General features: G+C 53.4%; 9 protein-coding genes. 8 read left to right on the top strand and 1 reads right to left on the bottom strand.

Annotated features, from left to right (window positions below; all coding sequences use genetic code 11):
* Positions 1-214 precede the first annotated feature (214 nt).
* The 8 genes from NDA02_RS14500 (at position 215) to NDA02_RS14465 (ending at position 10,551) form a co-directional block, all read left to right on the top strand.
* On the top strand, positions 215-1,552 hold the full coding sequence (locus NDA02_RS14500; RefSeq protein WP_190792045.1) for an N-acetylmuramoyl-L-alanine amidase: 1,338 nt from the start codon (positions 215-217) through the stop codon (positions 1,550-1,552).
* A gap of 118 nt (positions 1,553-1,670) precedes the next feature.
* Complete coding sequence (locus tag NDA02_RS14495; protein ID WP_348246663.1) at positions 1,671-3,254, top strand: NAD(P)H-hydrate dehydratase; 1,584 nt, start codon at positions 1,671-1,673, stop codon at positions 3,252-3,254.
* A 136-nt stretch (positions 3,255-3,390) separates the two neighbouring features.
* The gene (locus NDA02_RS14490; protein ID WP_190792047.1) at positions 3,391-4,152 is read left to right on the top strand and encodes a response regulator transcription factor; all 762 of its coding nucleotides are present in this window, start codon (positions 3,391-3,393) and stop codon (positions 4,150-4,152) included.
* A gap of 149 nt (positions 4,153-4,301) precedes the next feature.
* Positions 4,302-5,732 (top strand): ATP-binding protein, encoded by a 1,431-nt coding sequence (locus tag NDA02_RS14485; RefSeq protein ID WP_190792048.1) that lies wholly within the window; start codon positions 4,302-4,304, stop codon positions 5,730-5,732.
* Between the two features lie 303 nt (positions 5,733-6,035).
* The gene (locus NDA02_RS14480) at positions 6,036-6,839 is read left to right on the top strand and encodes a pseudouridine synthase (RefSeq protein WP_348246664.1); all 804 of its coding nucleotides are present in this window, start codon (positions 6,036-6,038) and stop codon (positions 6,837-6,839) included.
* Positions 6,840-6,878: 39 nt separating this feature from the next.
* A complete protein-coding gene (locus NDA02_RS14475) occupies positions 6,879-7,718 on the top strand; it encodes a RodZ domain-containing protein (protein WP_190791829.1) in 840 nt (279 codons plus the stop codon).
* A 238-nt stretch (positions 7,719-7,956) separates the two neighbouring features.
* Positions 7,957-9,576, top strand: a complete 1,620-nt coding sequence (locus NDA02_RS14470; RefSeq protein ID WP_190791830.1) for a 2-isopropylmalate synthase — start codon at positions 7,957-7,959, stop codon at positions 9,574-9,576.
* Between the two features lie 210 nt (positions 9,577-9,786).
* Complete coding sequence (locus NDA02_RS14465) at positions 9,787-10,551, top strand: carbohydrate ABC transporter permease (protein ID WP_242067313.1); 765 nt, start codon at positions 9,787-9,789, stop codon at positions 10,549-10,551.
* A 2-nt stretch (positions 10,552-10,553) separates the two neighbouring features.
* On the opposite strand, the gene NDA02_RS14460 is transcribed toward NDA02_RS14465, so the two are convergent.
* Positions 10,554-11,456, bottom strand: coding sequence for a permease-like cell division protein FtsX (locus NDA02_RS14460; protein WP_190791832.1), 903 nt, complete (start codon positions 11,454-11,456; stop codon positions 10,554-10,556).
* Between the last annotated feature and the right edge of the window lie 49 nt (positions 11,457-11,505).

Raw genomic sequence — 11,505 nt, 5'->3', positions numbered from 1 at the left:
AATCGAAAATGATTCTAAGTCCACCTATAGTCTCTCAGATCCACAAATTTCGATCGCTTCTAGCGATGAGACTTTAGAATCTCGGCAGCATCTCGTCGGTTGCTTCGCAGTTTCCCGCAGGGGTAATCGTCCCCAAAAGCGATATCGAAAAAGTTGTATCGATCGATGCCCGAATTCGCTACACTTCTGCTTGATCGACAGCTCAAAAACCACAATGACACGAATCTTTGTAGCAGCAGCCTACGGCGAACCCGAAGACCAGCACAGCACGTTTCCGGGTGAAATTGATCGCGTCTTGGCAGTCCAGGAGACGGTTTTGCTGCGCGATCGGGTGGTGCAGTTTTTACGATCGCGAAACTATGATGCTGTTGCCGTCCCCGATGAAATGAGTTTAACGCAGGCGATCGACTGGATTAATCGGCGTAGTCAGCAGGGAGATCTGGCTCTGTCGCTTCAGGTTGCTAGCTCGACCCATACGCTACGGGGAGCGGCTGTCTATCATGTTGCTTATAACGATGAGCGGCGGCTGCAAGCGTCTCAACTCCTGCAAGCCTATCTGCGGCGTGTCCCCCAGTTTTCGAGTCGCGGAGTCAAGTCCGACACCCAAACCCTGCTCGGTCGGCTCACCTTTTGTCGGGATACGATCGTGCCTGCCCTGCATCTGGAAGCAGGCTGTCTGAATCATGCAGACGATCGCCAGATTCTTCAGGGTCAGCGACAGGAAGTTGCGCTGGGCATCGCGGAAGGATTGGCAGTCTGGAGCCGATCGCTCAATTCAGGACAAACGGCAGGAAACTCACTCATTTCGCTTCAGGTGAATGGCGCAGAATATCCCGAAAAAGGAGTGCTGCTGGATGGCAATGCCTATATCCCGATCGATCTGATTGATCAGATGGGAATTGAACTGCCGCTCAGTCCGTCCATTCACCGCATCAACTACGGCAATGTGGTTTATGCACGAGCGATCGACCTGCGGGACTTTAATCTTGCTTTCACCTGGGACAGTAAGAATCAGACGCTCAATCTGCGATCGATTTTGTCTACTTTGCCCACGGCGATCGATCGGATTATGGGACGGGGAACCGCTTCCGAAGTGCAGATGATGATGTTCCTCAAAAGCTCTAACCCTGATAGCCTGACGAAGTTCTACGAAGTGCCCAAACTCTACATCGACGAAGGCAAAATTGAAGGCGTGAACCACGATATTGCCTTTGCCCAGATGTGCCTGGAAACCCAGTATCTTCAGTTCTCAGATTCCGTAAAGCTAGAACATCATAACTTTGCCGGATTGGGCGGCGCGACAGTGGACGAAATTGGAGCCAAATTTACGACGCCACTGCTCGGCATCCGGGCACAAATTCAGCACCTCAAAGCTTATGCCTGTGCAGAACCGCTCGTTCAATCTCCTGCCGACCCCCGATTTCACCTCGTCCGACGCGGCATTGCTCCCACCGTGGCAGATTTAAGCGGTCGCTGGTCGGCTGACCCAGATTACGGAACGAAAATTTTGGCGATCGTTAAACGACTCTACGAATTCGCCGATCATCTGTAGAACTTAACGATGTAGAACTTAATGACGTAGAACTTAATGACGTAGAACTTAATGACGTTACACTGCTCTTAACGCTCTGGTTTCAGGCATTCAGAAAAAACAGAGGGTTAGCGGCATCATGACGAAATCGATTAAACAGCGATCGGTACAAATCCAGCAGTTTGTCGTCACCGCAGCGCAGATGAGCCAGATCGAGGGGCGGATGTTTGCGGCGGGAATGCCTGTTGCAGCACTGATGGAAAAGGTGGCGGGACGAATTACGCAGCGTTTGATTGATTTGTATCCGCTCGATTGCTTTCCCCAAGTCGGAATTCTGGTCGGACCCGGACATAACGGCGGCGATGCGCTGGTCGTAGCACGGGAACTGCATCTGCGGGGCTATCGCGTGATTTGCTATCAGCCGATCGATAAACTCAAAGAACTGACCGACTGCCATGCCCGTTATGCGGCAAGTTTAGGCATTCCCACAACGGCTCAGGTAGCTGACCTGCAAGACTGCGATCTAATCGTGGACGGACTGTTTGGCTTTGGTTTAACCCGATCGATCGAGGGAGAACTTGCCGCCGCGATTCAGCAAATTAATCAAGGAAAGGGAGCGATCGTCAGTATTGATCTGCCTTCGGGACTGCACACTGATACCGGAGCCGCATTGGGAACCGCGATTTGCGCCGATTACACCTTTTGCCTGGGACTCTGGAAACGTGCATTTCTTCAGGATGCTGCTCTCGCCTATACGGGAACTGCTGAACTAATCGACTTTGGGCTGCCCCTTGCCGATATTTACGCCATTCTGGGAGACGTTCCTGCCCTTCAGCGCATTCTGCCTGCGGCTGCCCTGGCTGCCCTGCCGCTGCCTCGTCCTGCTGTCACCCACAAATACAAACAGGGACATCTACTGCTGATTGCGGGGTCACGTCGCTATTCGGGGGCGGCTTTATTAGCGGGACTGGCTGCTAGAGCCAGCGGGGTAGGAATGCTGTCGATCGCTGTTCCCGAAGCTCTGAAGCCCATTCTGGTGGCACAGCTTCCAGACGCACTAATTATCGGTTGCCCAGAAGATGAGACGGGCGCAATTGCTCATTTACCTGAGGAAATCAATCTCAGTCAATACCAGACGATCGCTTGCGGACCCGGACTCACCCCCGAAGCGCGATCGATCGTTTCCCATTTGCTAAATCAGGAAGTTCCTTTGTTGCTGGATGCAGACGGATTAAATATCCTCTCCGGTTTGGGCGCAACGGCAACATTACAAGAGCGATTGGTTCCCACGGTTCTCACGCCGCACTGGGGCGAATTTAAGCGGCTCTTTCCTGAAATTGCAGAGACGCATAGCGGAGATTCGATCGCGGCAGTTCAGGCAGCAGCCCAGGCAAGCGGGGCAATCGTTTTACTAAAGGGGGCACGAACGGCGATCGGCAATCCGGCAGGTCAGGTCTGGCTCAACCCTGACAGTACCCCAGCGTTGGCACGAGGCGGCAGTGGGGATGTGCTGACTGGCCTAATGGGCGGCTTGCTGGCGCAGGGCAGAATGGGGGAAGCGGCAATCGAGGCGATCGCAGTGAGCGCAGCGTGGTGGCATGCGCAGGCAGGCATTTGGTCAGCCCGAGACCGCACGGAATTAGGAGTTGATCCGGTGACGCTGGCACAGTCGCTGTCGCCTACATTGCAGCACTGGCAGCAGCACTGGCAAAAGAATTATTAAGCTAGTCCAATTTTCTGTAACTTTAATAACAGTAATTAGAATAAGTTCCCGTCCCGACAGCGATTAGATGGGACTCTGGTAAGATGGGCAATAAAGTAACGCAAAATAAGTAATACAAAGTAAGCAACAATATAATATGCTGCCTACCTTTTCTCCAGAAACCGCAAGATACAAGCAGGAAGTTAAGCTCGGACGGGTTTTGCTCGTTGAAGACGAAGAGCTGATTCGAGAAACGATCGCCCTCACCCTGACTGAAGAAGGTTACGAGGTTACGACCGTAGAAGATGGTCGCAAGGGTCTAGACCTGATCAGTCGTTCTGGAGAACTGGGACAGTCTGAAGCTTTACCCTTTGAACTCATCATTCTCGATCTAATGCTGCCCTATGTCAATGGGCTGGATCTTTGTCGTCTGCTGCGGCACGAAGGAAGCAGTGTCCCAATTCTGATGCTGAGTGCAAAAGGCAGTGAAACCGATCGCGTGGTAGGACTGGAAGTGGGCGCAGATGACTATTTAACCAAGCCCTTTGGAATGCGAGAACTGGTTGCCCGCTGTCGAGCCCTGCTGCGTCGCCACTACCATACTCAGCAACAGGTTCAGGAGTCGGTTTTGCGCTTCCATGAAATAGCGCTTTATCCGCAGGAATGCCGGGTGACGGTTCGCGGCGAAGAAATTAATCTATCGCCCAAGGAGTTTCGCATTCTGGAACTGTTTATGGCAAATCCTCGGCGCGTCTGGTCTCGCGAGCAGCTAATCGAGCGTATCTGGGGTCCCGATTTTATGGGCGACAGTAAGACCGTTGATGTGCATATTCGTTGGCTGCGCGAAAAGCTAGAGCTTGATCCGAGCCGTCCCGAATACTTGCTAACGGTGAGAGGCTTTGGCTACCGCTTTGGCTAATCGGGTGGAAACGGATTTATTCCGTTGAAACAGCTATTTTTCCGGGTAATTGCCTGACCACTGCCGCAATTTACAGGTACGCTGGGGTAACACGATCGTAGATCAATCGTTTTCTGGCAACCTTCAACAAACTGGCAGTGATTTGAGCCGTGGCGGTTCTGTATTTCTGGGTCGGATTACTCATCGGATTAGTGCTTCTAGTCTGGCAACAGTCGCGCTCGAATGCGAGGCTGAAGAAACTGTTGCGCGAAGTTCGATCGCCTGATCAGGATGTTGATTTTTCAGCGACAACGCAGCTTTCCCGCGCTTTGACTTATCAGCGGCAGCAGCTTGAGCAGCTTCAGCAGGAAGTGCAAACCTATCAACAGGTGCTTCAAATTGCGCCGATCGGCTATTTGCAGGTAGACGACGAAAATCGGCTGCTCTGGTGCAATGCTCAAGCAAAAGGTTTATTGGGAATCAGCGGCGATCACCCTGCGGCAAAGCCGCGCTTGCTGCTGGAACTGGTGCGCTCCTACGAGCTAGATGATTTGATTGAGCAGACTCGCACTGCCGCAAAGCCCTGCCAGAGCCACTGGACGTTTTATCCGGTGAGTGCTGATCCGTCGCGGCTCTCGGAGCAGCCTGCCTATGCCGTGCGAGGCTATGGCATTCCCTTGCTGGATAATCAGGTGGCGATCTTTCTCGAAAACCGTCAGGAAGCCATGACCCTGCTGCAACAGCGCGATCGCTGGGCATCGGATCTAGCACACGAGTTCAAAACCCCCCTAACTTCGATTCGGTTGGTGGCTGAAACGCTGCAACTCCGCCTGGAGCCGAGCCTGCGTGGCTGGATCGATCGCTTGATTAACGAAACGGTGCGCCTGAGCAATCTAGTGCAGGATTTGCTGGATCTCAATCGCATGGAGCGCGGTTCGTTTGAAACCCTTCAGCTTCAGACGGTGGATCTGGTCGGTCTGCTGCATTCGGTTTGGGAAATGCTGGAGCCGCTCACCCGCGAAAAGCATTTGCACCTGGACTATCAGGGACCCGATGACCTGCTGATGCAAATTGACCCCGCACGAATTCATCGGCTGCTGATGAACCTGCTGGATAACAGCATTAAGTACAGCCCGATCGACTCTACGATTCAGGTGCGCGTTTCGCTGGAATCTGCTTCGAGCAAACCAATGACAGAAGGGCGAATGGCTCAAGAGGCGATCGTCCGAATTGACGTAATCGATGCCGGACAGGGGTTTCCAGAAAAATCATTGCCCCACGTATTCGAGCGATTTTATCGGGCTGATCCGGCTCGTGCCCGTCATCTGGAAGCAAATTCCTCTGAATCTCAGGAGCGACACAATCCGTTTGACTGGTATGCTCAGGGCGGGAGTGGGTTAGGGCTGGCGATCGTGTGGCAAATCGTTGAGGCGCATCGTGGCTCGGTCAGTGCCCGCAATCATCCTGAGACCGGAGGCGCATGGCTTCAGGTAAGGCTGCCGCTGCTGTTTACCCATCGGGCGATTACCCCTGCGGGAAGCCGCGAAGCAACCAACACTCCGATCGCGGCTCCCAACGCTTCATCAGAATCATCGGGATAGAATTACCGGGATAGCTCAATAAAATCGATAAGATGAATCGGTAGCGATCGGGTTGAGCAACGGTTTGAGAAGTCATCGCGGTCACCCGAACTGCCTTCCTGGCAGGTCAATTCTGGGGAAACTGCCTACTTCCAGGTCTCAAAGTTCCCTAGCATTGGGGGATTTTGGGGGGCAATGTAGCACCTCGAATCCTCCTCAAACAACCTTAAGGGGCAGGGGCAAAACCTCGATTGCGAAGCGTAATATCCTTGTCTTAGCTGAACTGGCAACATCGATCGATTCAATCCGCAATCACAAAGCAGCATGGCAGAACGGATACAAAAAATCCTATCCCAGCGGGGAATTGCTTCTCGGCGACAGGCGGAGCAGATGATTTTGGCTGGGCGCGTGCGGCTCAATGGGGAAGTCGTCGGCTTGGGGCAAGTGGCTGACCCGGAGCGCGATCGAATCGAGGTAGACGGGAAATCCATTTCGCGAAAACGTCCTCCCAGGCTCTACCTGCTGTTGAACAAGCCTGCTGGAGTCGTTTCAACCCGCCATGACCCAGAAGGACGTACCACCGTCTTAGATTTGCTGCCGCCAGAATTGCGCGATGCGGGCGTGTATCCGGTCGGGCGGTTGGATGCGGCTTCCACTGGGGCACTGCTGCTGACGAATGATGGAGAGATGACCCTGGGACTCACTCATCCCCGACACACGATTGCCAAACTTTATCGCGTTTGGGTGAAAGGGCATCCATCTCCGGCAACGCTGACTCGCTGGCGGCAGGGCGTGATGCTGGAAGGGCAAAAAACGCTGCCTGCTCGGGTGCAAATTGTGCAAACCAAGCCTGGTTCCCCTCAAGAGGGGAGTGCTTCGCAACGCACCCTGCTGCAAATTGAACTGCGGGAAGGACGCAATCGTCAAATTCGCAAAGTGGCAGATCTGCTGGGGCATCCAGTGATTCGGCTGCGGCGGATCGCCATTGGCGCGATCGATCTGGGACAATTACCGGAAGGACAATATCGATCGCTCACCGATGACGAGATTAGGGCTTTGAAGGCACAAATCAAACCGCGAACCAGGCAAGAGTCTGGGAGGCAGCACGGGCAAACTGAGCATCAATAAACTGAGCAGAATGGTGATGTGGAGCGGGCGAGGTAGACGATGACAAGAGAATCCCAGCGACAGCAAGAGCAGCTTGAACGGCTAATGCAGATTGGCGGCTATTTGCGCGAAGTCCGCGAAGCTCAGGGTTGGACCCTAGAAGAAGTGGCAGGGCGAACGCTGATTCCATCTCGTCTGCTACGGGCACTGGAAGAAGGTAAGATTCAGCAGTTGCCTGAGCCTGTGTATATTCAGGGATTTATCCGCCGCTATGCGGAGGTTATGGGGCTGGATAGTCATGCGATCGCCGAAGCCTTTCCTGCCACCAGTACGATCAAGCAGGCAACGCCAACCTGGGGCATTTCTCCAGCACAGCTCCGCCCCGTGCATCTCTATATTGCTTATATCGTGCTAATCGTGGCATCGGTAACTTGGCTCTCGCATTTAATGAGCCGATCGGCTCCACCCCCCGTGCCGCAGATTAATTCTGCTCTTCCCGCGCCTGCAAATCCTGCTCGTCCTGCTGCCAGCCCCGCCGCATCCAAACCTAAGCCATCGCCCAATGCCAGCAGCAATGCAGCCGATCGCCAGCCCGTGCAGGTGGATGTGAAGCTCAAAGCGCAGTCCTGGCTGGAAGTTGAGGCAGATGGCAGGGTTACACTCGCCGAAGTTTTGCCCGAAGGCACAGAGCGAACGCTAACTGCAAATACTCAGCTTCGGATCAGAGCGGGAAATGCAGGCGGAGTTCTGCTTTCAGATAACGGCGACGAACCGAAGCCAATGGGCAAACCGGGAGCTGTTGAGGAAAAAGTTTTTTCGGCAGCGGGGGGCGATCGATCGAATTCAAATTCCCCAAACGAAAATGAGCAGGCGGCTGAGCCAGCATCCGAAGCAGAATAGACGGATGTAGCTGCTGCAATCGTCAGGAAAATTTGATAAAGCACCAGAGGAAGCGCGATCGACCTCCTAAAATAGCAGTATTGTCAGCAGAATCTGTACTTTTGAAAGTGGCTGTTAAAGTAGCTGTATAAAGTAGCTATATTACAAAATAACTACAAGTGTAGTATCATCAATACAATAGACTCTTTTAACGTCTATTTCTTCACTGTTTTCACTCGTTTCACCCTAAACCTGAACTATGAACACTCCGTCCAACCCAGAGCGCATTATTATCTTCGACACAACGCTTCGCGATGGTGAGCAATCTCCCGGCGCGACCCTGAACGTTGATGAAAAGCTAACGATCGCTCGGCAGCTGGCGCGACTGGGTGTGGACGTAATTGAGGCAGGGTTTCCTTTTGCCAGTCCGGGTGACTTTGAGGCAGTCAGCAAAATTGCTCAGCAGGTCGGCACAGAAGATGGCCCCACGATTTGCGGTTTGGCCCGAGCTACAAAGCAGGATATCGAAACCGCAGCGAGGGCTTTGAGTGCGGCAGCGAAGCCCCGCATTCATACCTTCATCGCTACGTCGGATATTCATTTGCAGTACAAGCTGAAGAAAACCCGTCAGGAAGTGCTGGAAATCGCGCCGGAAATGGTGGCTTATGCCAAGAGCTTTGTCAATGATGTCGAGTTTTCCCCGGAAGATGCCGGACGTTCTGATCCCGAATTTCTCTATCAAGTGCTGGAGCGGGCGATCGCCGCAGGTGCAACCACGATTAACATCCCCGATACGGTCGGCTACACCACTCCAGAGGAATTCGGCGCAATCATTCGCGGCATCAAGGAAAACGTTCCCAATATTGATCAGGCGATTATTTCCGTCCACGGGCACAACGACTTGGGTTTAGCAGTGGCGAACTTCCTGGAAGCTGTCAAAAATGGGGCACGTCAGTTGGAATGCACCATCAACGGTATCGGCGAACGGGCAGGCAACGCTGCGCTGGAAGAGCTTGTGATGGCACTCCATGTCCGCAGACAGTATTTCAATCCCTTCCTGGGACGATCGCCCGAATCCGAAGCTTCGCTCACCCACATCGACACCCGCCAGCTCTACAAAACCTCGCGCCTTGTCTCGAACCTCACCGGAATGCTGGTGCAGCCCAACAAGGCGATCGTTGGAGCCAATGCCTTCGCGCATGAGTCGGGCATTCACCAGGACGGCGTGCTGAAGCACAAGCTGACCTACGAGATTATGGACGCTCAATCGATCGGCTTAACCGATAACCAGATTGTGCTGGGCAAACATTCGGGACGCAACGCCTTCCGCACTCGCCTAAAAGAACTGGGCTTCGACCTCTCTGATCAGGAACTCAACCGAGCATTCCTCCGCTTTAAGGAACTGGCAGACAAAAAGAAAGACATCACCGATTGGGATCTGGAAGCGATCGTCAACGACGAAGCCCAACAGGCTCCCGAACTGTTTAAGCTGGAGCACGTTCAGGTGTCTTGTGGCGATCATGCCCGCCCTACAGCAACCGTGATTCTTCGCACGCCAGACGGTCAAGAACTGATGGATGCGGCGATCGGCACAGGTCCAGTCGATGCCATTTATAAGGCAATCAATCGTGTCGTGAATGTGCCCAACCAGCTGATTGAATACTCGGTGCAGTCCGTCACTGCTGGGATTGATGCGATCGGGGAAGTGACGATTCGCCTGAAATATGACGATCGGCTCTACTCCGGTCACGCGGCAAACACCGATATTATTGTGGCTTCGGCTCATGCCTATGTGAATGCGCTGAATCGGCTCTACGGCAGTCTGCAAGGAGTAAAGTCACTGCATCCTCAGCATGGGGAAGTACAGGCAGTGAGCTAATCCGACGATTCGATTTGTGATATAACAGCTTGACGGGTGGGTTACGGCTCACCCTTTTTCATCTATTTTTTAACGATGGGCAAGCAAATTTCCTTTTCCAGTAAACCTGCGGCTCCTGTCTCTCCCTGGCAAAGGCTGAGGCGATTGCTGCAAAGCTCGCCTGTCCGCACGATCGCCACTTATCTGCTGCTCGGGCTGATTGCCCTGGTCATGCTGCTGCCCCTGATCTGGCTGGTCAGCACTGCCTTTAAGTCGTCCACTGAAGATATCTTTCAGTTTCCGCCCCAGTTTTTGCCCGCTCAGCCGACGATCGCCAATTTCATCGAAGTCTGGCAAACCAATCCATTTGGACGCTATCTGTTTAACAGCACGCTGGTTGCCCTGCTAACGGTGGGGCTGAATCTGCTGTTTTGCTCGCTGGCAGCGTATCCTTTGGCACGGCTCGACTTTCGCGGACGCAATGCACTGTTTACGCTGATTGTTTCCACGATTCTGATTCCATTTCAGATTGTGATGATTCCGCTTTATATTCTCACCGTTCAGCTCGGCTTGCGGAATAGCTATCTGGGATTAATCTTTCCGGCGATCGCCTCTGCGTTTGGCATCTTCCTGCTGCGGCAGGCGTTTCAGGGCGTTCCCAAAGAACTCGAAGAAGCAGCCCGGATGGACGGCTGTTCTGAACTGGGCATCTGGTGGTTTGTGATGCTGCCCTCGATTCGTCCGGCATTGGTGACGCTGGCAATCTTTGTGTTTATTGGTGCCTGGAGTGACTTTCTGTGGCCCCTGATTATTTTGGATCAGCCGGAATACTACACGCTGCCTCTGGGAGTTGCGAAGCTGGCAGGCGCGTTTTCGCTGGACTGGCGACTGATTGCGGCAGGATCGGTGATTTCGATCGCCCCAATTCTGCTGTTCTTCCTGATTATGCAGCAATACATCGTTCCCACTGAGACGGGAAGCGGTGTAAAAGGTTAGCCTCACTTCATTACCAAACGGCGCACGGCAAACAAACTTCCAATCAGCCCAACCGCGCCCCCCAGTCCCAGCAGCGACAGCGGCAGCAAAAGGGTTTCGATCGCACTCAACTGCATTCCCGCAGTCAAAAACTGAATCAGGGCAGGCTGCTGCGATAGCAATTTCTGCATAAACTGCTGCACGCCCAAAATTAACGCCCAAGCAACTCCTGCGCCGATCGCCCCTAGCGTAAGACCCTGCAAAATAAAGGGCATATAGATCCAGGCTGTGGTTGCGCCCACAAGCTGCATTACTTCAATTTCGCGCCGTCTTGCCATGACGATCAGGCGAATTGTGGTGGTGGTAACTGCGATCGCCGTAAGTGTGAGAACAATCGTCATCACCAAACTAATCCAGTGCAAGCCCTGATTCAGTTGCCCAATTCGCTGCACTGCCTCATCCACATACTGCACTTCATCCACGCCCTGAATCTGCTTTAGCTTCTCCGCCAGAGCCGGAACCTGCGTCGAGTTTTGCGCTTTGACCTTCAGTTCATCCACGAGGGGATTGCCGTTGAGCTGAGCCGTTGCCCCTTCAATGTCCGCCAGTCCCATTTCCTCTAAAAGCGAAGCCCAAGCAGATTCTTTGGTAACGGCTTCGGTGGATAGCACTTCAGGAATGGCTTTTACGATCGGCTGCAAATCGGCTGCCTGTACTCCAGTATCCAGAAAAACCGATACCTCAAGCTGACTGCCAAACTGATTCAGCAGCCCGTCCACCTGCCAGGAAAGCTGCAAACTTAAGCCAAACAAGAACAGCAGCACCGTTACCGTACTCGCCGCCGCCCAGTTCATCCAACCGCCGCGCCGCAGTCCCAGCACTGTCTCCCGTAGCAGATAGTCCGATCGCGTTAACCACTGCAACACTGGCTCACCCTCCCGACAAAACAGCTTTATTTTGGCATAGGGTTTGGCC

This window comes from Leptolyngbya sp. ST-U4 (assembly GCF_039962215.1).
GTDB lineage: Bacteria > Cyanobacteriota > Cyanobacteriia > Elainellales > Elainellaceae > Leptolyngbya_A.
This window is presented reverse-complemented; position numbering and strand designations above follow the sequence as displayed.